Origin of the sequence: Sulfuricystis multivorans (assembly GCF_003966565.1) — a bacterium.
Classification (GTDB): Bacteria; Pseudomonadota; Gammaproteobacteria; order Burkholderiales; family Rhodocyclaceae; genus Sulfuricystis; species Sulfuricystis multivorans.
The window spans coordinates 705,065-726,008 of sequence record NZ_AP018718.1 but is presented as its reverse complement, the minus strand read 5'-3'; the positions used below and the strand labels follow the sequence as shown (position 1 = coordinate 726,008).

Below are 20,944 nucleotides of genomic sequence, written 5' to 3'. Positions count from 1 at the left end.
TCTAGCCGTCCAGCCCCAAAAACCGCCGCCGCCCATCCGAGGCAGGCGCAGCGGGTTGGGCTTCTGATCTCACCGGTGGAATGTCGAGCGCAATCAGGCAGGCGCGCGCGGTAGCGAGCGCCGTTTGCTGGTCGGCAAAGGGGTGCATGTCGGAGATCAGCGGGCAGGCGAGGTAATCACCCAGCTCCTTTTCGTGATTGGGCAGAAAGGCGAAGGTCCCCGCAGGATACTGGCGGAAGGCGCGCGTCAGCAGCGGCGGCACGGGCCAGTCGGCGACGGCGGGCAGAAGCAGCAATTGGATGCCCCAAGGTGTGAGCAGCACGCCACGCCAATCCGCGCCATGACGCGCAAAGCCGACGGCAGCGACGGACAAAGCCGGATTGATGAATGGGAGTCCGGCCATCCGTTCCTCCTGGATGCGCCGGAAGACTTCTTCGATCCGTGCGCCCGGGTCTTCAGAGAACATGTGCCGTCTCGTCGGCGCCGACTTTGCGCATGGGTGCCAATCCTCGTCGCGAGAGCTCATCGACGACCTGTGCGACGAGTGCCGGCACCTGTGCGGCAATCGGCGGCGTCAGCGCCGTCGCCAACTCCAACGAGCCGGGCTGCACGCCGAGGATCACCGTCTCCTTTGGTGCCGCCCCCATGAACTCGAGCGCGGCGAGCACGTCGGAGAGACCGATGCCATGCGGCGAGAGATTGCGGCGGAAGAATACCGGCACCGCCTCGCCCTCCAATCGCACCAATTCGCCCGGCGGCCTGCCGTCATCGATCGCATCGACGACGAGCAGGAAATCGAGGTGAGAGAGCTCCTCGAGCATTTCCATGCTCGACGTGCCGCCGTCGATGGCGACGACGTCAGCCGGCAGCGCATAGTCGCGTTCTAGCGCTTCGACGACGCGCACGCCCACGCCCTCATCGGCACGGATCGTGTTGCCTATGCCCAAGACCACCGCGCGCAAATCAGACCACCTTCACCGTGACCTCGCTGGTCTTGTCCTTGTCGGTCAGATGGATTGCGCAGGCGATGCACGGATCGAAGGAGTGCACGGTACGCAACACCTCCAATGGTTGTTCCGGATCGGCGATCGGATTGTCGAGCAGCGAGGCTTCATACGGCCCCGGCTCGTCCTTCTCGTTCCTCGGGCAGGCATTCCAGGTCGAGGGCACCACGCACTGGTAGTTCTTGATCTTGCCGTCCTCGATGACCACCCAGTGGGAGAGCACGCCGCGCGGCGCTTCATGGAAGCCGACGCCCATGACTTCGCCTTTCGGGAAGGTCGGCGGATTGAAGGTTTTCGTATCGCCCTTGGCGATATTGCCGATCAGCAGTTGCCATTGCTCTGCGAGCTGGTCGACCATCACCGCGCAGCGCACCGCGCGCGCCGCATGGCGGCCGATCGTCGAATGCAGCGCATCGATGCCGACCTTGGTCTTGGCCAAGCTGGAGACGAGATCGAGCGCCGCAGTCGCATATTTCTTCGTCGGCTCGTGGCCGGCGGCGAACATCGCCAGCACGTTCGCCAGCGGTCCCACCTGGGCGGGCTTGCCGTAGAAGGTCGGCGACTTGAGCCAGGAATACTTGCCATCGGCCTGGAAGTCGGTGTATTTCGGCTTGGTCTCGCCTTGATATGGATGCAGCGGTTTCTGCGCGCTGTAGTCATACCACGAGTGCTTGACCGATTCCTCGACGCCCTTGCCCCAGAACGCGTCGTCGAAGGCGGCGATCGGCTTGAACTTGGCGACATCGCCTCCCTCGATGTAACCACCGGGCAAGGCGAATTGCGTGCCCTTGGTGTCGAGGGGGATGTCCGGCACACAGAGGTAGTTCGTCACGCCAGCGCCGTATTTGGTCCAATCGGCGTAGAAGGCGCCCACCGCCGCGACGTCGATCAGATAAACGTTCTTGACGAAATCGGCCAGCTCGTCGATCCAGCCCTTGATCGCCATCAGCCGCTCGACGGTGAGCACCGATTGCGAATCGGTGGCGATCGGGTTGGCCACGCCGCCGACCGCGAGGTTCTGGATGTGCGGCGTCTTCGAACCGAGGATCGAGACGATCTTGTTGGCCTTGCGCTGCACTTCGAGCGCCTGCAGGTAGTGGGCCACCGCGAGCAGATTCACTTCCGGCGGCAGCTTCATCGCCGGATGGCCCCAGTAGCCATTCGTGAAGATGCCGAGCTGCCCACCCCCCACGAAGCCGGCCAGGCGTTCCTTGACCGCGCGCATCTCGTGCTTGCCATTGCGCTGCCATGAAGACAGGCCTTCGGCCAGTGCCGCAGTCTTGTCGGGATCCGCCTTCAGGGCTTGCGTGACATCCACCCAGTCGAGCGCGGAGAGATGATAGAAGTGCACGATGTGGTCATGCACCGCGTGCGCGAGGATGATCAGGTTGCGGATGTATTGCGCGTTGAGCGGCACTTCCATCTGCAACGCATTTTCGACCGCGCGCACCGAGGCGATCGCATGCACGGTGGTGCACACGCCACAGATGCGCTGCGTGATCGTCCAGGCATCGCGCGGATCGCGGCCTTGCAGGATCAGCTCGACGCCGCGCCACATCTGGCCGGAGGACCATGCCTTCTTCACTTTGCCGCCATCGACATCGACGTCGATGCGCAAATGCCCCTCGATGCGGGTGATCGGATCAATCGTGATGCGTTTGCTCATTTTTTTCTCCAGCTTCTCTCAGGCGTGGGCCTCTTCGCGCGGCAGGACCGGGAAGCGGCGGGTAATGATGACGTAACCGAGGACCTCGAGCGAAAACATGCCGACGGTGACGAGGATTTCGGTCAGCGATGGGAAGTAGCGGAAATTCACGCCCGAGGTCTCGGCGCCGATGACGGTCTCGTAACCGATCAGGAAACCGTTCAAGCGCAACAGCGAACCGCCGAGCATGATGACGATGCCGGCGACGAACAGGCGCGCCGGATTGCGACGCTGGCTTTCTGTCCCGATGAGCAAAAACGGTGCGACGAAGCAGGCCGTCTCGAGCCAGAACATCAGCGCTTCGAGCGAAGGTGCGAAAGCCAGACCGATCACGCCGCGCCACAGCAGATCGGCCAAACGCGCGACGAGATAGGCCGCCACCACACCGAGCATGACCTTCGCCAATGGGGTGAGCAGATGCATTTCGATCGAACGCCGGTAAGCCGACGAGGCCACACAGGATTCGAACAACACCACGGCATAGCCCATGATGATCGCCGTGAGCAGGAACAACAGCGGCACCAGCGGCGTCTGCCAAAGCGGATGCACCTGCTGGCCCAGCACCACCCACAGCGTGCCGAGTGAAGACTGGTGCATCATCGGCAGCAAGGTTCCCAGCGCGATGACGAGAAACATGATCTTCGACAAGCGGCGTTTCGCCTCATTCATGCTGAATTTTTCGAAGAAGGTCGGTGCGAATTCGATCCACATCACGATGATGTAGAGCGTGATGCAGATCGCCACCTCGAACATCACCGAGTTCGGGTTCGCCGACCACGGCCAGTACATGTTCCAGACGTTCCACCAGCGGCCCAGGTCAATGATCACCGCGACACCGGCAAGCGTGTAGCCGAACAGACTGGCCAAGAGCGCCGGGCGGACGAGGGGGTGATACTCCTGTTTGTTGAAGATGTAGACCAGCATCGCGACCGAAAAGCCGCCGCAGGCGAAGGCCGAGCCGATCATCACATCGACGACGATCCAGATGCCCCACGGATAACCGTCATTCAGGTTCGTGACGCTGCCCAGGCCATAGAAGAAGCGCACGGCCAGGATGGCGGCCATGATGAGGATCAGCACACCAGCGGTGAGGGTCACGGCATTGAGCAGCGGACCGCCGACCGGTGTGGGCTTGGCATGATGTTGCGCGCTCATTGCTCGTCTCCTTCATCGGGCTTGACATTGCGCTTGGCAACGAAAGTGAGCCCCGCCAGCACCGCGATCGGCATCACCAGCCCGCCATAGAGCGTGTGCTGGATGGTTTCCGACGTCGCTGCCGAAGAGTAGGGGGGCAGCTTCGGCATGCCGACCTTCTCGAAGGGCACCGCGGAGAGCTTCAGGACCTGCGTGCCGCCGTATTCCTTCTCGCCGTAGATGTGCTGCTGGTAGTGGCCGACCGGACCTTCGTAACTTTGATCGGGCTCCGGAAGCCAGGTCACCCCGGGGGCCGCCGCCTCCCCCAACCGGCCGCGCGGGAAGGTCGTGATGCTGCCTGGCTTGAGCGACAAACGCCGCTTCGCCTCGGCGAGCAGGTCGGATGTCTTGCCGAACAGCGTCGCCCCGGTGGGGCAAACCTCGGCGCAGGCCGAGTAATGGCCATCCTTGTGACGATGGCGGCACAGCTCGCACTTGCCGATCCGCCCGGTCGGGCTGTCGTATTGGTATTTCGGGATACCGAACGGGCAGGCGGCCACACAGTAACGGCAGCCGATGCACTTGTTCGGGTCGTATTTGACGATGCCGGTGACCGGGTCCTTGGTCATTGCCGAGACCGGGCAGGCAGAAACGCACGAAGGATCGGCGCAGTGCATGCACGAGGTCTTCATGAAAGCATAGCCGTTGATCTCGCTATCCTTCGTCTCCATCGTGCCGTTGCGGTACATCTTGATGATGTTGAAGGTGTAGCCGCTGGTGTCGAGCGGCGTATCCCAGAGATGATCGACGGTGGAAAACTCCGGCGGGTTGCCGTTCGCCGCCTTGCAGGCGGCGACGCAGGCCTTGCAGCCGACACACAGCGTTGCGTCATAAAGGAGTCCCAGCGCGCCTTCCGGCACATGGTGGGTTTCGCGCGCCTGTGCCGTCTGGCCAGCGCCGAACAAGGTGCCTGCTGCCAGCGCGCCTTTCAGGAAATCGCGTCGCGTGGCCATCTCAGACCTCCGCTTTGGGTTTGGCTTCTTTGGCTTTTTCCAGTTCTGCGGCCTGATGCGACAGACCGAGATTCCTCGCCAGCATCGCCGCGCCGCCGGCCGCCGCGCCGGCGATCGCCGCCAGCGCCGCGGCGGAAGCAAAGCTCGAGCCCTTGCCGATGTCCTCGCTGATGCGCGGATATTGCAAGGGCGGCGCGACGTTGAGCATCTTCGCTACGGTGTGGATCGGCTTGGTGAAGCCCACACCTTTCTCCGTGCAGCCGATGCACGGATGGCCACAGCCGACCGGCCAGTTGTTCTCGCCGGCATCGCCGAAACCGATCGTCGGGCAGTTGGCATAGGTCTCCGGCCCCTTGCAGCCGAGCTTGTAGAGGCAATAGCCCTTGCGATGCCCCTCGTCGCCGAAGGCCATCGCGAAACGGCCGGCGTCGAAGTGGGCGCGCCGCTCGCAGTTCTCGTGAATGAGGCGGCCGTAGGCGAACAGCGGCCGGCCGAGCTTGTCGGTCGCCGGCAGCGTGCCGAAGGTGAGGAAATGCACCGCGGTGGCGAGGAAGTTGTAGGGATTGGGCGGGCAACCGGGGATCGTCACTACCGGCTTGCCGAGGATTTCCGCGACACCCGCCGAACCGGTCGGGCTCGAATCCCAGCCCGCAACCGAGGGCACGGTCGATGGCATACCGCCCCAGGAAGCGCAGGAGCCGATGGCGATCACCGCCGCCGCATCGGCCGCGCATTCTTTCGTCAGCTCGATCGCCGTCTGGCCGCCGACTTTGCAGTAGATACCGTTTTCCTTGGTCGGGATCGCGCCTTCGATGACGAGGATGTATTTGCCCTTGTTGGCGGCCATCGCCGCTTTGCGCGCCGCTTCGGCCTGATGACCGGCAGCCGCCATCAAGGTTTCGTGGTAATCGAGCGAGATGACGTCGAGGATCAGCTTTTCCAGCGTCGGGTGCTCGGCGCGCAGCAGCGACTCTGAGCATCCCGTGCATTCCTGGAAGTGCAGCCAGATCACCGATGGGCGCTTCGCCGACTCGATGGCCTTGGCCACCGCGGCTTCGGCGCCGACCGGTAGGCCCAGGGTTCCGGCCAGTCCGGCACAGAACTTGAGGAAGTCGCGGCGCGGCATCTGCAGGCGCCGCTCCAAATCATCCGGTCCCGGCCAATCGAAATCATTGGCGAGCCCAGCGCTCGTCGTGGTGGCACTCATGATGGGTTCCCTCCTACCCGCGATGTTTGGGTTTCGAATCTCCCAGACCCCTCGCAGAAAGCGTGCCAATGTGCCAGAAAAAACTTAAACCAGATTAATCAATAGGTTGTACTTTTCTTGCTTCATCGTGCCGCTACCAAATGGTTATCTGCTAAACACATCAGATAACCACCCGAAAGATCATGGGTTCTCAGGGGCGCTCGCCAAAGGCAGCACGAGACGGAACACTGCACCACCGCGTGGGTGATTGGCGGCGGTAAGCTCGCCACCATGACGTTCGACGATGCCGTAGCTGATCGCCAACCCCAGGCCGGTGCCCTGTCCGACCGGCTTGGTGGAAAAGAAGGGATCGAACAGCCGGCCGAGATGCTCGGCTTGGATGCCCGGGCCGTTATCATGAAATTCGACGATGGCACGCCCGGCATCGAGACGGCCGCTGATTGCCAGGCGCGGCGTGGCGGCGCCGGCGGTGGCATCGGTCGCGTTTTGCACCAGATTCATCACCACCTGCTGGATTTCACCGGCATTGCCTTCCACCAGCAGGCGCGCAGGCAAATCCCGCACCACCTCGAGCCGAGCGCCGCTGCCCTTGCCGACCCAGTGAATGGCCCGTCCGATCACCTCGACGAGATCGAAATGCGTGCGCTCGCCGCTGCCAGGTGCCGAAAAGCGCTTCAGCGCATCGACGATGTCGCGCGTGCGCTCTGCGCCTTCGAGCATGCCGTCGATCAGCGCCGGTAGATCGTCGAGCAGGCGGTCGATGCGGAGCTTTTCACGCAAGGCCTCGAGCGCCGGACGCGCGCTGCCCCGATGCACCGCGTCGAGATAGCGTGTGAGACGTTCGGCATAGCGTTTCAACACCACAGCGTTGCCGAAGACGAAACTGATCGGATTGTTGAGCTCGTGCGCGACACCGGCAACGAGGCGGCCGAGCGAGGCCATCTTTTCGGAATGCACGAGTTGCCGTTGTGCGGTTTGCAAATCCTCGTGCGCGCGGCGCAGCGCCTGATAGGCGCGGAGCAATTCGCCCACCGGCCGACCGGTGATGACGAAACCGAGCATCTTGCCCACGCCGTCGTAGCGTGGCGTGCAGTTCATCGACAGGGCGATCTCGCTGCCATTGGCCGCCTTGAGCAAGAGTTCACAATCCTGGATGGGTGTGGCGCGCTGCTCGGCAAACAGGCGGCTTGCCTTGGCGCGCGAAGCCTCATCGGCGAACAGATCGAAGAGCGGGCGGCGCACCAGGGTATCCGCACTGCGGCCGAGCAGCGCCGAGAGCGCCGCATTGACGCTCTCGATCGTTCCCGTCCGATCGCAGACGATCAAGATGTCCGACATCGACGCCAGCACGGAAGCGATGAAACGCTGCGACTCTTCCAGCGCGGCGTTTTTTTCTTCCAGCGCCACTTCGTATTGCAGCAGATCGTGATAGACCTCATCCATCTTGCGGATGACGTCGAGCCAGATTTCCTCGCCGGCCGCTTGATCGGCGCGTGGGTAGCGTCGGGCGAGCTCGTCGGCCGGAGGGATCAGCGTGCTTTTTTTCATGTCGCACGAGAGTCGGCGCTGGCAGGACGGCAAAAAGCCACCATCAGTGCACCGTGCACACCATGCAGGGATCGAAACTGCGCACTACGTGATGCACCACCGCCGGGACCCTGCCCTGTTCGGGCACCGGCAGACCGACCAGAGCCTGCTCCAGCGCCCCGGGCCGGCCGTCGGCAGCGCGGGGCGAGAAATTCCAGGTGGTCGGCGCGATGATCTGATAGCCGCCGATGCGGCCCTGATGCACGGTGAGCCAATGGCCGAGCGCACCGCGCGCCGCCTCGACGAAGCCCTTGCCGAGACAGTTTTCCGCCAGTGGCGCCGCAGTGCACCACGCCCCCTCGGGATCGAAGGCGTCGAGCCAGCGCTGCAGCGCAGGCACGACGCGCGCGAATTCGAGCAGCCGCGCCAGCACGCGTGCGCCGACCCCTGCCCCGCGCCGACCCACGATGTCGCCCACCAGCGGTTGGCCATCGACGAGCTGGCGCGCCAGCGCCCCGGTCTCGCAGATTTCTCCGCCCAGCCGTGGCGCCTTGCACCAGGAATAGGCGCCGGGTTTGTCGTAAAGCGGCACGGTGCGCTCTTCTTCGGGTCTTTGCGCCGTCTGTGCGCTGGCATAGCGGGCATGGCTGAGGTCTTCCCTCACCTGGCTCGGATCGAAGGGCAAGACCCTGCCCTCATACCAGGTCCCTGGTGCGAAAAGGCATTTCCCGCCCTCTTCGTCGTAGGCGCCGACGCTCAGGAAACGCGCTCCCGACTGGCCCAGCGACCACAGATCGAGCCGGTCGGCGAGCTCTAAGAAAAACCGCAGATCGCCCGCGCGGTCTTGCCTGCGCCAGCGCTCGAGCGCCGTTTGCCCGTCGAGTCCTGCGATGGTTTCCAGCGGCGAGCCGAATAGGCGCGCCTCGAGAAAAGCGCGGAACTCGCGCACGATGCGCTGCAGACGAAAGAGCTCGGATTCGGCCAGCGGCCGCGTCGTGCCGCCCGGCTGCACGGCGAGCGTGTGCGGCCATTTGCCGGCGAGAAGCCCCATCGCCTGCATGAAGCGGGCGCGGGCGGCGAGCGCTTGCCTTCCGGCCTGACCGCTTTGCGCGCCAAACTGCGCACTGACTTCGGCATACCAGGATGCGCCGGCGTATTCGGCGGCGGCGAAATCGGGCATGAAGAACAGATAGAAGTGGGTCAGATGATCGGCGAGATTCTCGATGGCGAGCGTCAGATTGGCGGCGAGGCGACCGTTGCTCGGCGGCGCGATGCCCGCAGCATCGGCCAGGGCACGCGCCGCCGCAGCAGATTGCGCCACCGAGCAGATGCCGCAGATGCGCGGCACGAAGACGAGGGCGTCGAGCGGCGCCTTGCCTTCGAGAATCTGCTCGAAACCACGATAGAGCGGCGCATTCACGAAAGCTGCGGCAACACGCCCGCCTTCGATCTCGAGAGTGACCTCGAGATCCCCTTCGACGCGGTTGAAAGGGCCGACGATGCGGCGCGTCATTTCTTCGTCCGCTTCACGCTCGGCGCGCGCCGCAGGCGCTCGGCCGTGGCGTTTTCCTTGACGCGCGGCGGAGTGGCCGACTTGGAGAGCGCCGCCAGCGCGACGAACCAGGCCTTGGGCATGTCCGCCGGCAGGCCGATCGGAATGCCGGCCACCTTCGGCGTCGTGTGGAATGGATGGCCGGGCTCTTCGAATTCCGGTTCGGTGCAGCGGATACAGGGAAAACCGCCGCGCAGGCAGGAGCCCTCGCCGTTCCACAGACGCAGATTGCAGTCGGCATGGGCCTGGGTGCCCTTGCAGCCCAGGTTTTCCATCAGGCAGCCCTGCTGCCCGAAATGTTCCGCGCCGGCCTTGAATTCGTAATACTCGTTGCGCGGGCAACCGTGATGCACGAGACGCTCGGCAAAGAAACGCGGCCGGCCGAACTCGTCGAGGCTCTCTGGTGTGAGACGGCCTTGCGCGAGCAGGGCCAGGGTTTCGGTGATCCAGTCCGGATGGGGCGGACAGCCCGAGACATTGATGACCGGCAAACCGGTCGGATCGCGAAAATAAGGCCCCAGCACGCCGCCGCCGATCTCACCGTCGTGCTGCAGCCCGGCGGCATCGGTCGGATTGCCGCCGGCGGCGGTGATGCCACCGAAGGCCGCGCAGCTGCCGATGGCGACGACATGGCGTGCCCGCATCGCTAGGCGCAAGACCCAGTCGAGCATCGACTCGCCCCCGCCGAAGCGATGGAAGTTGCCACTGGGCAGCTGATCGAGCCACGGGCCACGCAGCAGTGCGCCTTCGACACAGAGGATGTCGAAAGGCTTGGCGCCCCTCGCACAAGCTTCCAAGAGGGCGAGCGCTTCGTCGCAGCTGGCGGCCGACAGGCTCGGATGCCAGACGAGCTCGATGCCCACCTCGGCGAGCACCTCGAGGAGGGGACCATGAGCGTAGCCAAGCCAAGACAGCGTGCAACCGCCACAGCCACCGGATTGCAACCAGATCAGTTTCATGATTCCAGAATCCCCAGCCGCTCCAGTTTCATGCGCAAACCGACTCGCGTCAAGCCGAGCTCGGCGGCGACCCGCGACTTGTTGCCGCGATGACGCACGAGCGCCTCACGCAACACTTCGGCCTCGAAAGCCGCCAAACGTTCCTTGAGCGTGCCTTGCGCCAGCTCCGCCTGGCGTGGCGCCTGATTGGCATGCACACGGGGCGAGAGGAGCTCAGGGCCCATTTCTTCTTCGAGCGCCAGCGCCAGTGCGCGCCGCACTTCGTTGGCGAGTTCGCGCACATTGCCGGGCCAGCGGTAGCGACACATCCGCTCGAGCGCCGCGCCGGAGAAACGTCGTCCGCTCCCCCCCGACTTTTGCAGCAGCGCAGCGACGAGCAACGGAATGTCTGCCGGTCTTTCGCGCAAGGGCGGCAGCGTCAGCGTGATGCCGGCAAGGCGATAGTAGAGATCCTCGCGGAAGCGCCCGGCGAGCACGTCGGCTTCCAGATCGCGATGGGTCGCCGCGATGACGCGCACATCGACGCGCACCGACCGGCTGCTGCCGACCGGCCGCACCTCTCCTTCCTGCAAGGCGCGCAGGAGCTTGACCTGCATTGCCGGCGAAGTATCGCCGACCTCATCGAGAAACAAGGTGCCGCCATCGGCCTGCTGGAAAAGGCCGATACGATCCTCGAAGGCACCGGTGAAAGCCCCCTTCTTGTGGCCGAAGAGTTCTGCTTCGAGCAGCGTATCGGGCATCGCAGCACAGTTTTCCACCACGAACGGGCCATCGGCGCGCGCACTGGCGTGGTGGAGCGCCCGCGCCAACAGCTCCTTGCCGGTACCCGATTCGCCCTGCAGCAACACAGGCAGATCGTGTGTGGCGATGCGCCGCGCCAGAGCGCACACCGCATCGAGCGGACTACCCGGCGCGCGGATCAGTGCATCGAAGCTGTCGCGCGCCGCGAGCTGCCGCCGCCGGCGCGCCACCCGCGCCGCGAGCTCTTGAGGACTGGTGCGCAGATCGATCGACAAGCGCTGGTTTTCCTGCTGCAGACGCCACATCTCGGCAGCGTTCTTCAGCGTCAGCAGCAGCTGATCCGGATGCCAAGGCTTGAGCAGGTATTGCCAAATACCGGCCTCGTTGATGCCGGCGATGATGTCTTCCACCTCCGCGTAACCGGACAGGATCATCCGCACCGTATCCGGCCAGCGGCTGCGCACACGCTTCAAGAATTCGACCCCGGCCAGATCCGGCATCCGCTGGTCGCACAGCACGATCTGGACGAATTCGCGCTCCATCACGGCTTCCGCCTCCGTTGCGGAAGTGGCGGTGAGAATCTCGAAACTTTCGTCGAGCGCGCGGCGCAGGGCTTCGAGCGAACGCGGTTCGTCATCGACGACCAGCACGACGGGCAACGCTGCAGGCGGTGGAGTCATCGTTGCTCAACGAACAGCCATGGTTCATGAACCCCCACGGAGGATGAAACCGGTGCGCCGTTCGGCTCATGGTTCGCGCATGGGGCGGCCGTAAGGTTCGGGCGCGGGACAGCCACAACTCGGCTTGCCGCGAACAAGTGACATTCTTCCCCGCGCCCTTCACCGACGGCCGCCGACATGCGCTCACAAATCCCCTCACGGCCCACCGGTTTCCCTCCTTGAATTCACATACGATGCCGGGCCAAATGCCGTGGCGTCCAGGAATGCGGCGTCTTGGAAACGAAATGCCAGCGCGCGACGTGGTAGCTCGGATCGAAGCCGTAAAAGTTGCGCCGCATCTGGGCAAGCTCCTCGGCACGATAGGTGGCGAGCGGCTTTTGGGCTTCGTCCGCGGCGCGCTGCGCACGCTTGTCCGCCCGCCGCTGCGCCCAAGCGGCGGCCAGCTCCTGCGCGCGCCGGGCGATATCGACACGGAAAGTCGGCGCTGGCAGCACGGCATCGTAGAAGCCGCATTGCACGGCTTCGCGCGCCAGCATCGGCAGGCGATGATGCATGATCATTGCCGCGCCCTCGGCCCCGACGCGGGGAGGCAAAGAATAGGTCCAGAACTCCGAGCCAAAAAGGTTGCCCATGTTCTTGTAGTGGGGGTTGAGCACCACGCCATCCTTGACCCAAACCTCATCGCAGGCGCGCGCGAGGAAGCAGCCACCCGCCCCGGCATTGCCACCGAGTGCCGCCACCGTCAGGTGCGATTCACAGCGGATGATCGCCTCGGCGAGATCGTCGATGGCATTGATGTTGGCCCAGGATTCGTCCGCCGGACTGGGCGCATTTTCGATCAGATTGAGGTGGATGCCGTTACTCCAGAAGTCGCGCCCGCCCATCAGGACGATGACCCGGGTCGGTCTTTGCGTCGCCCATAAAAAGGCATCGAGCAGCCGCTGGCATTGCTCGGTTCCCATCGCCCCGTTGTAGAAGTCGAAATGAAGCCAACCGATCGCGCCGTCTTCTTCATATCGGATATCTTGCCAGGTCGCATGCTCGGATGCCCACCAGCCATCGAGCGGCACTTCGGGCACGCCGGCGGATTCTTTGGCATAGGCGATCGTCGCCGGCAGCTTGATGCCGCCCGCCCGCTTGACATGGCCGATCCATAACGCGCCATCGACGGTGGCGCGGCACAGCGCCGTCGCGCGGCGCGCGATCACTGCGCCAGGTTCGCCTCTGAGCCGCTCCTCCGGCCAGGCATCGTAGAGATGACAGGGCTGATCGAACAGGCTGTCCGCCACGCCGGGGAAACCATCGGCCGCGTCGATCTTGCCGAGCACCGTTTGCGTGTCGTCCTTCTGCCAGGCGATCGCCCGATCCACCTGTTTCATCGACGGACGCAGCTGCCCGCGTGCGTTGGGCCACTCAGAGAGCGGCGTCGGTTTCTCGCCGCGCTCGAGCCGTTCGAGCGCAGAAAGCACCGCCGCGAGCGCCGCCTCGGTCGCTTCCTGGCGATAGACACTCGCCTTGCGAGCGCGGCGCAGCGGAAAGTTTTGCGTCGCCCAAATCGGCCCGGCATCCATCTCGGCCTCGGCCTGCAAGACCGTGACACCCCACACGTTCGCACCCTCCTGGATCGCCCAGTCGAGCGCCGAGGGACCCCGATCGCCGACGATGCCGGGATGGACGACCCAGCACAGGTGGTGCTTCCAGATCGACTCCGGTATTGCGCGCTTCAGAAAGGGCGCCAGGATCAGATCGGGCCGCCAGAGCGCCACCGCCTCTTCGCTCACCGAATCGGCGATGTCGAACTCCACCGACACCTCGTGGCCACGCGCCGTCAGCTCGGCATACAGCCGCTGGGTGAGGCTGTTGAAGCCATGGGTGAGAAAGAGGATCCTCATCCCGCGCCCCCTTCTCGATGCCGGCCATAGGTGTAATAGGCCGCGCACGCCCCTTCGGAGCTCACCATGCAGCTGCCGATCGGATTCTCCGGCGTGCACACGCTGCCAAAGAGCTTGCAATCGCGCGGCTCTTTCACGCCGCGCAGGATCGCTCCGCAGTCGCAGGCCTTGTGGTCGGGCACGGGATGGTATTCGAGCGCGAAACGGCGCTCGGCATCGAAATCGGCAAAAGCCTGCCGGATCGCCAGCGCCGAGTAGGGAATCGTGCCCATGCCGCGCCACTCGAAGCTGCGCCGCAGCTCGAAGACCTCGGCGACGAGATCCTGCGCCTTGCGGTTGCCCTCGCGCGTCACGGCGCGCGTGAATTCGTTCTCCACCTGGCAGCGGCCTTCATTCACCTGGCGGATCAACATCAGGATCGCCTGCATCACGTCGAGCGGCTCGAAGCCGGCGATCACCACCGGCTTGCGATACTCTGCGGCGAAGAACTCATAGGGCCGGCTGCCGATCACCGTCGACACATGCGCCGGGCCGACGAAGCCATCGAGCGGCACCGTGCCCCAGCGCCGCACCTCCGGCGATTCGAGGATGCTCATGATGGCAGAAGGTGTGAGCACATGGCAGCACAGCACGCTGAAATTCTTCACGCCGAGCGCCGCCGCCTGTTTGATCACCACCGCACTCGGCGGGGTCGTCGTCTCGAAGCCGATCGCGAAGAACACCACTTGCCGCGCCGGGTTTTCCCGCGCGATCTCCAGCGCATCGGCGGGCGAATAGACCATGCGTACATCGCCGCCGTGCGACTTGGCCTTCAGCAAGGACAACCCCCCGGAGGCCGGCACGCGCAAGCAATCGCCATAACTGCAGAGGATGGCCCGATGTTCGAGCGCAAGGCGAATCGCCATGTCGATGCGGCCGATCGGCAGCACGCACACCGGGCAGCCCGGCCCATGCACCATGCGCACATTGGCCGGCAAAAGATCGGTCACCCCATGGCGCGAGATCGCATGGGTGTGGCCGCCGCAGAATTCCATGAAGGCATACTGGCGCTCCGGTCGCGCCGCGGCGGCGATCGCCGCCGCCAGACCCTTGGCGAGCTCGCCGTCGCGAAACTCGTCGATGTATTTCATGCGCTGCCCGCCGCAGCATCCTGCGCAGCCACCAGATCATTCATCTGGGCGAACAGCGCCAGCGTCCGCTCCGCCTCGACCGGATCGAGCTTGTTGAGCGCGAAGCCGACATGGACGATGACGTAATCGCCCACCGCGACATCGTCGATGAGCGCCAGCGAGACTGCCTTTTTCACGCCACCGAGATCGACGATCGCGGTGTCCGCATCGGGCATCTCGACGACACGGGCGGGGATGGCCAGGCACATGATCCACTCTCCAGTAGTTTTTTTGCCGATTCTATCCCGCCCAGCCAAGCGGGCCAGGCTCACGCCATGAGCCTAGGTGAGCGCACCATGTCCGCATGCTCCAAACGCTCCTCTCGCTCCTATCGCTGCTTTTCGTCCTCTGGGCAATGGCGAGTATCTGCTCTATGGCGGCGATGGCGAGCTACTGGATTTGTGCTACCTCAAATAGCACACTATGAACGTCCCACGACGAAAGGTGCCGAGATGACGAAACCAGAGCGGATTTTTCCGGCCTTCCTGCGCCATCGCTATCGCACCCATGTCGAGGGCTGGCTGTGCGTCATCGGCCTGATCATCGGCAATGCGTGGGGAGACGACGGATGAGCGCCTCCTCGATTCAGCCCGAGCGCATGGCGGCCTTGGGGCTTGCGGTTGGCGCTGGGGTTCGAATCGCGATAAGCTTTCTCAAGTGACGCGGCGTGGCCCAATGGAAGGGTAGCTGCCCGAAACGGGTAAGTAGATGCCGGTTCGAGTCCGGCCCCGCGTCACCCATCACGCGCCATCCGGCGGGCTCACACCATGAGCCACACCGTGCCGCATCATGGGTGGCATGGAAGGCTCAATTGCGTATTTCTACCCTACCGTCCCACCAGCGCCGACTTTCGATACCCCTGCAGCGCCATTGCCGCCCACGGTGCGCGCGCGGCTGTGGCTGTCAGGGCAAGCCCTCGGGCAGCACGACGACGCCCCGCGCCTGTGGCTGCTTCTGACGGATGGCCGGTTGCTGGCCTTTCGTCTGCCCAACGTGACCCTGGGCGAGGATGCCGTCATTGCGCCGATCAATGCGGCGCTGGCCGATGATCTCCACGGCAACCGTTACCAGCTCAACCTGCGTGAGGTCGGCTTCGTGCAGATTCTCTACGCCGCGCCAGTATTGCCCCAGCCTTCGCGCCTGCATGCGGGCTATCTTTTTTCGGCGGACTTTCGCGCGTTCGCTGAAAAGCTCGACGCCCAGGTGATGCAGCTTCTGCTCGCGCTGGAGCGGGAGCCGACGCCGGTGGCAAGCACCGGCGGGCGCACGCCGCACCCGGCGCCTGCCCGCTATCTCGCCTCGGTGAGGAACTACAACCGGCTCGCCACCTTGCCGCCGCTTGTGCGCGAGCGACGCTTGCAGGCGCTCGCGCGCTTTCCGGCGCTGGTCGCGCCGATTCTGCTCACGCTGCACCATTCGCCGAATCTTTTCGATGGCAAGCGCCACGCCTGGCGCATGAAAAGCGATGCGGTGCAAGAGGCGATCGATCAAGGCCGGGACCTCACCGGGGCGCTGGCGGCCTTTTGGGGCATCTCGCGCGGGATGGTGCGCGCGCCCGTGAATGCCGCGATGTGGGGCGGGCGCAATGGCGACGAGCGGCGGCTGTATTTGCAGCTGCTCGACGCGCTGCCCGACAACCAGCGGCCGAGTCTCACCGACTTCGAGCGCTGGCAGCCTTATCTGACCAATTACTTCATGCTGTTCAACGAGGCACGGGCAGAAGACGACGCGCGCCCGATGCCGGTGTCGCCCGAGGTGCACCGCGGCGCGTTCCGCCTGGGCTGGGACCTCACCTGGCGCGCGGCAAGCGAACGTTTCGGCAATCTGCTCAATGCGATTGCCGACTGCGACGACTTCCTGCACGCGGCGCGCGAGCGGGCGGCGGCTCTGTTGAAGGATCGCTACGGGCCGAAGCCCGCGCGGCTGGCTGCGGGGTGGCTCGCCTGCTTTGGCCTCATGGGGCTGCTTGGGGCTTCCATGCGCTGGCATCAGCAGCGTCCCGCGCCCGATCCCACGCCGCCCGATCTTTGCCTGCCGGAGATCGTCGGCCACCTTCACGAGGATGACAAGACGGCCGTCGAGCTCGTCACGCCCACGATGCTGCTCTTTGAGGGGCAGCGCATGCAGCACTGCGCAGACAGCCCGCGCTACTGGGAGGCATCGGTGGCCGGCACCCGGCTCTTCCACCTCGAGCGCGGCCGCGAGCAGGCCACCGCCGAATACCGGCCCCGGCTGCGCGAAGACGTCGATTACGACACGGTCTATGCGCTGGTGCAGCTGCGCGGGCCGATGAACCGGGACGTCAGCCCCGAGATGGAAGCCTGGGCGCAGCGGGTCGAGACGGTGCTCAACGAACCCGAACGGCAGCAGGCGCGCTGGGCGGCGCTGGAGGCGCGCGGGCGCATCGAGGTGCAGCTTTTGGAGGCGCGACTCGAGACAGGGGCGCACGCCGCCTGGCTGGATGCGAAATCCGAGCGGCAATTGAAGCGCGTGCTCGAATGGCTCAAACGGCCCCTGCCGGGGCCGAATGTCCTGCTCGTTGCCCATGTCGCCGGGTTCCAATACCACCAGGGGCCGGAAGTGGAAGCGTCGCTATCGCTGGGCGATGCGCTCACCCTCACCCACGAGCGCGACAACCCGCACGACCCCTTGGCGGTGCGTATCGAATGGCGCGGGGCCAAGCTCGGCTACGTGCCGAGGCCGCAGAACGCGGACATCGCCGCGCGGCTGATCATGGGCGAGCGCCTCACCGCGCGCATCGACGCGATCGACCTCGAAGCCGAAGCCTGGCGGCGGGTGGGGTTGGTGATCGAGACCGTCGAGGAGAACCTCCCTGTCCCACGCAGCATCCCGACGGGCGATTCCGATCCTTGCATGGCGGGCGCGCCTCAGGGCATTCGCCCCCGGCCTGCTTGACAGTTTCCGTCACACGGAACATGATGCGCCATGATCCGATCGTTCGCCTGTGCCGACACCGAGGCGCTTTTCCATAGCCGGCCCGTGCTGCGGTTCCGAAACATCGAACGGGTCGCGCGGCGCAAGCTGCTGCAGCTCAATGCGGCGACCGAGCTCGCGAGCTTGCGCATCCCCCCGGGGAACCAACTCGAAGCCTTGAGAGGGGACCGCAAGGGCCAACACAGCATCCGCATCAACGACCAATGGCGCATCTGTTTCGTCTGGCGCAAAGACGGCGCGCATCGGGTCGAAATCGTGGACTATCACTAGAGGAGCCAGACATGGCGAAACTGCTCGACGAAATCCATCCCGGAGAGATCCTGCTGGAAGAGTTCATGAAGCCATTGGGGATCACGGCGCGGCAACTCGCGGCCGACATCGACGTCTCCCCGAGCCGCATCAGCGAGATCGTTCACGGCCGCCGACCCATCACGGCCGATACCGCCTTGCGTCTGGGGCTCTACTTTGGCATGGACCCCAGGTTCTGGATCAATCTGCAGGCGGAGTACGACATGCGCATCGCGATGCGCGAGCTTCACGACCAGATCGCGCCCCGCATCCGCACATTGCATGCGGCCCCGGCGTGAAAAAGCCGATCCACGGCAGGGCATGACTGAAGCGCGGTGGCATGCCGATGATCGCTCGACGATGATCGGGGCGCAGACATGACGGAATCCTTGCTCGCCACCCTAATCGGGCTTTATCTCGCGCTCACCCTGCCACCGGTGGTCACTGCCTGGCGGCGCGGCCGGCCAGACGGGGAAATCCGCAAGGCCTTTCTCTACAGCGTGCTGCTCGGCTGGACGGTGATCGGCTACCTCGCGGGCTGGATCATCGCACTGGAATCCGATGCTCCAGCGTTCAGAATCGAAGGCCGGATCGATGCATTTGGCCACCGAGATGGTGTGAAAGATGAGGAGCGGGGCAGCCTGCGCAGCGACATATACGCGAGGCAGAACGGGCGAGGAGTGAAGAAATGGTCGTTTTGAAATATGGCGTTTCCGATGACCCGAAGAACGATGCGTTCCTCGGGTTCTTTGATGCGATCACACAGCCCGACTGGCAGGACTACGAGTTCGACCTGGACTGGACGCTGCACCATCGCTCGGTCTACGAGTTCGCGCGCGAGGCCAGGCTGCTGTCGGAGACGGCGCTGGCGGAGCTGGCCGAGATCGATGCCTTCTGGCGCGCGCACCCGGCGGAGTTCGAGCGGGCGTTTGGCGACTTGATTCCCCGCGTCGACCCGGCGACTGAGCTTGAAGGCTGGGTGGAAGTCGAGACGGGCCGGCCGGTGTCGATTCCACCGTCTCACTGGTGGTGGCGGTTGCCCAAGGACTGGTGAAACGCATCAGTTCACCGCGGCTGGTCAGAGCTTCATCGCGCACCACTTCGTCATAGATCGCAGTCGCAATCGCCGCCGAACAGCGAAGACAACGCCGAGATGCCCAAGGCGATGAACGCCAATCGGAACAGGCCGCTGGAAAATGGCCGATCGGGATCGGCGAGCAAAACCGAGAGAACCATCAGAAACACGAAAACGAAGAAGCTTTCGGTGCTGACGCCAGCATAGGCAGCGAGAATAAGGTCGATGATCATGGCCTGTCTCCTTTCCGATGGGGCGAGGCTAGCGGTCGGGCGGCTCAAATACTGAGCCTCATGACCGTCCCGCAGGCGGATTGCGGTACAACCCGGTCATGGCCGCGAGCTCCTCGGTCACGGCCCGGCGCAATGATGCCGGCGCTTCGACCACCACGTGGCGGCCGTGGCGCAGGATGTCCATCACCAGTTCCCGGTCATCCGCATAGGGGACGGTGAGCCGATAGCTACCATCGGGAAGCCATTCGCCGCGCTGTCCGGCGTGCCAGATTTCCGCTCCCAACCAGCGCGCGCGCTCAGGGCTGAAGCGCAGTACCGCACGCTCCTTGGGCTTGCCCGAGAAAATGCCGTAGGCGCTGGCGTAATGGGCATCGAGCGCCGCATCGGCGATCTCGCGCGCCGGCTCGGTCAGCAGTTTGACGCGCTGGATCGCGTCGAGCGAGAAGGTGCGCAAGCTCCGCCGCCAGTGGCACCAGGCATCCAGATACCAGTTGTCGCGGTAGTGCACCAGGCGCTGCGGCGAGACGATGCGGGTGTTGGTTTCATTGCGCGCCCGGTTGACTGCCTCGATCTCGATGCGCCGGCGCTTGAGTACGGCATGGGCGATCTCGGCAAAGCATTGTGGCTTCACGCGCCGCCGCCCCACGGACAGAATGCGCACGCGTTGCATGATCTGCCCTGCCCCATGCCCCGATCCTTCCAGCAAGGCCGCGAGGCGCGCCTGCAAGGGCGCCAGATGCGCGGCCAGCACGCCGGGCTTGATCTCGGCGAGCAGCTTGTGCGCAGCGAGTAGCGCATAGGTTTCGTCCGCCGAGAACCACAGCCCGGGCAGCGCATACTTCGGCCCGGCGGCTGAGGCGCGCTCGAAGCGGTAGCCGCCCGCCTCGCGATCCCAGACGATCGGCGCGTTGAGCCGCTCGCGCAGGTATTCGAGATCGCGCTTGAAAGTCGCGCGCGAGACCTCCAGCTCGTGCAGGAAAGCTTCCAGCGGCACGATGCCGCGTGCCTGGAGCATCTGGTCGATCTTGTAGAAGCGTTCGGTGCGGTTCATATCTCCTCCGGCCCGGGCCAGCCAATTGAATGCCATATTGTTCAACAGCCCTTGATTCTTGAACCCAGATTGTCCATTAGGGCGCGAGGCGATTTCGAGGCGAGGGCGAGCAGGTTTGCGTCACCGCGACGAGCCAATAGTAGTGTCTATTGGCGAGGAGCGCGGGCGCGAAGGGCCCACCCGCAGATGGTGCGCGCCCGCGCAGTCCAGAATGAAAAGGCTTGCTCACGCTCATCCGCTGACAGGACGGTCTAATGGACAATCTGGGTTCAATAGCCTGTTAGAGCTGATACGCAACTCGGGGGCCGCGATCAAGGCCACTGCCATAGACGCGAAGGTCGACCGCAACTGGCCCGGCCGGCAGACGCCCGATGTGCTCGCTGACCTCGCCGGCCGGGTGCTGGAGGTCAACGCGGTTTTTTTCGTCCGGCGTGTGCTGCCCAGGATCAACGCGGCGGCCGAGCGCCTGGCCGCGGCGATGGCCGCCTCTGGTGGCACGAGTGGGTCGCCCGGCTCGTCGGCGCCGGATTCGCCTATCGCTACGCGATGGCCATGCCGTGGACGCTGGCGCGGGATTTTGCAGAGGCGATGTCGCGGATCGAGCGCGAGAAGCTCGTCGCGGCTGAGTGGCCGCCGCGCGCGGCGCAGGCGGACGTGAAGGGGTGGGAGAAGTGGCTGCGCGCGAGGAGGTGGCGCGCACAAAGTCCCCCCTCCCGCGAGAAAGGGTCTGGGGGAGGGCGGGTGTTCATTTTTGCGCAT

20 protein-coding genes and 1 tRNA gene are annotated in these 20,944 nt (G+C 64.7%); 6 read left to right on the top strand and 15 right to left on the bottom strand.

Features of this window, described 5'->3' with window-relative positions:
* Position 1 precedes the first annotated feature (1 nt).
* The 13 genes from hybE to EL335_RS03540 form a co-directional block, all read right to left on the bottom strand.
* On the bottom strand, positions 2 to 466 hold the full coding sequence (gene hybE / locus EL335_RS03600) for a [NiFe]-hydrogenase assembly chaperone HybE (protein ID WP_172600018.1): 465 nt from the start codon (positions 464 to 466) through the stop codon (positions 2 to 4).
* Positions 456 to 953, bottom strand: coding sequence for a HyaD/HybD family hydrogenase maturation endopeptidase (locus EL335_RS03595; protein WP_284155432.1), 498 nt, complete (start codon positions 951 to 953; stop codon positions 456 to 458). The genes hybE and EL335_RS03595 overlap by 11 nt, the downstream gene beginning before the upstream one ends.
* 10 nt (positions 954 to 963) lie before the next feature.
* Positions 964 to 2,670 (bottom strand): nickel-dependent hydrogenase large subunit, encoded by a 1,707-nt coding sequence (locus EL335_RS03590; RefSeq protein ID WP_126444283.1) that lies wholly within the window; start codon positions 2,668 to 2,670, stop codon positions 964 to 966.
* Between the two features lie 18 nt (positions 2,671 to 2,688).
* Complete coding sequence (gene hybB / locus EL335_RS03585) at positions 2,689 to 3,864, bottom strand: Ni/Fe-hydrogenase cytochrome b subunit (RefSeq protein WP_126444282.1); 1,176 nt, start codon at positions 3,862 to 3,864, stop codon at positions 2,689 to 2,691.
* The gene (hybA, locus tag EL335_RS03580; protein WP_126444281.1) at positions 3,861 to 4,856 is read right to left on the bottom strand and encodes a hydrogenase 2 operon protein HybA; all 996 of its coding nucleotides are present in this window, start codon (positions 4,854 to 4,856) and stop codon (positions 3,861 to 3,863) included. Before hybA ends, hybB begins: the two co-directional genes overlap by 4 nt.
* A gap of 1 nt (position 4,857) precedes the next feature.
* On the bottom strand, positions 4,858 to 6,063 hold the full coding sequence (locus tag EL335_RS03575) for a hydrogenase small subunit (RefSeq protein WP_172600017.1): 1,206 nt from the start codon (positions 6,061 to 6,063) through the stop codon (positions 4,858 to 4,860).
* Between the two features lie 180 nt (positions 6,064 to 6,243).
* Entirely contained in the window at positions 6,244 to 7,611 is a 1,368-nt protein-coding gene (locus tag EL335_RS03570) for a sensor histidine kinase (RefSeq protein WP_126444280.1), read from the bottom strand.
* Between the two features lie 43 nt (positions 7,612 to 7,654).
* A complete protein-coding gene (locus tag EL335_RS03565) occupies positions 7,655 to 9,103 on the bottom strand; it encodes a nickel-dependent hydrogenase large subunit (protein WP_126444279.1) in 1,449 nt (482 codons plus the stop codon).
* Positions 9,100 to 10,101 (bottom strand): hydrogenase small subunit, encoded by a 1,002-nt coding sequence (locus EL335_RS03560; protein ID WP_126444278.1) that lies wholly within the window; start codon positions 10,099 to 10,101, stop codon positions 9,100 to 9,102. Before EL335_RS03560 ends, EL335_RS03565 begins: the two co-directional genes overlap by 4 nt.
* The gene (locus EL335_RS03555; RefSeq protein WP_126444277.1) at positions 10,098 to 11,522 is read right to left on the bottom strand and encodes a sigma-54-dependent transcriptional regulator; all 1,425 of its coding nucleotides are present in this window, start codon (positions 11,520 to 11,522) and stop codon (positions 10,098 to 10,100) included. Before EL335_RS03555 ends, EL335_RS03560 begins: the two co-directional genes overlap by 4 nt.
* A 224-nt stretch (positions 11,523 to 11,746) precedes the next feature.
* Positions 11,747 to 13,414 carry a hydrogenase maturation protein gene (locus tag EL335_RS03550; RefSeq protein WP_126444276.1) on the bottom strand — a complete coding sequence of 556 codons (1,668 nt, stop codon included), beginning with the start codon at positions 13,412 to 13,414 and terminating at the stop codon, positions 11,747 to 11,749.
* Positions 13,411 to 14,544, bottom strand: a complete 1,134-nt coding sequence (gene hypD / locus EL335_RS03545) for a hydrogenase formation protein HypD (RefSeq protein WP_126444275.1) — start codon at positions 14,542 to 14,544, stop codon at positions 13,411 to 13,413. The genes EL335_RS03550 and hypD overlap by 4 nt, the downstream gene beginning before the upstream one ends.
* On the bottom strand, positions 14,541 to 14,792 hold the full coding sequence (locus EL335_RS03540) for a HypC/HybG/HupF family hydrogenase formation chaperone (protein ID WP_126444274.1): 252 nt from the start codon (positions 14,790 to 14,792) through the stop codon (positions 14,541 to 14,543). The genes hypD and EL335_RS03540 overlap by 4 nt, the downstream gene beginning before the upstream one ends.
* Before the next feature lie 450 nt (positions 14,793 to 15,242).
* Here EL335_RS03540 and EL335_RS03535 point away from each other — a divergent pair.
* The 6 genes from EL335_RS03535 (at position 15,243) to EL335_RS03510 (ending at position 18,880) form a co-directional block, all read left to right on the top strand.
* Positions 15,243 to 15,319, top strand: a tRNA-Ser gene (locus EL335_RS03535).
* A gap of 62 nt (positions 15,320 to 15,381) precedes the next feature.
* Complete coding sequence (locus EL335_RS03530; RefSeq protein WP_126444273.1) at positions 15,382 to 17,499, top strand: HIRAN domain-containing protein; 2,118 nt, start codon at positions 15,382 to 15,384, stop codon at positions 17,497 to 17,499.
* A 30-nt stretch (positions 17,500 to 17,529) separates the two neighbouring features.
* Positions 17,530 to 17,808, top strand: a complete 279-nt coding sequence (locus tag EL335_RS03525) for a type II toxin-antitoxin system RelE/ParE family toxin (protein ID WP_126444272.1) — start codon at positions 17,530 to 17,532, stop codon at positions 17,806 to 17,808.
* Between the two features lie 11 nt (positions 17,809 to 17,819).
* A complete protein-coding gene (locus EL335_RS03520; protein WP_126444271.1) occupies positions 17,820 to 18,125 on the top strand; it encodes a HigA family addiction module antitoxin in 306 nt (101 codons plus the stop codon).
* Positions 18,126 to 18,203: 78 nt separating this feature from the next.
* Positions 18,204 to 18,527 (top strand): superinfection immunity protein, encoded by a 324-nt coding sequence (locus EL335_RS03515; RefSeq protein ID WP_126444270.1) that lies wholly within the window; start codon positions 18,204 to 18,206, stop codon positions 18,525 to 18,527.
* Positions 18,515 to 18,880 (top strand): hypothetical protein, encoded by a 366-nt coding sequence (locus tag EL335_RS03510; RefSeq protein ID WP_126444269.1) that lies wholly within the window; start codon positions 18,515 to 18,517, stop codon positions 18,878 to 18,880. The genes EL335_RS03515 and EL335_RS03510 overlap by 13 nt, the downstream gene beginning before the upstream one ends.
* Before the next feature lie 50 nt (positions 18,881 to 18,930).
* Here the strand turns inward: EL335_RS03510 and EL335_RS03505 are convergent, their stop codons facing one another.
* Positions 18,931 to 19,134, bottom strand: a complete 204-nt coding sequence (locus EL335_RS03505; RefSeq protein WP_126444268.1) for a hypothetical protein — start codon at positions 19,132 to 19,134, stop codon at positions 18,931 to 18,933.
* 58 nt (positions 19,135 to 19,192) lie between these two features.
* A complete protein-coding gene (locus tag EL335_RS03500) occupies positions 19,193 to 20,185 on the bottom strand; it encodes a helix-turn-helix transcriptional regulator (RefSeq protein ID WP_126444267.1) in 993 nt (330 codons plus the stop codon).
* Positions 20,186 to 20,944: the final 759 nt, after the last annotated feature.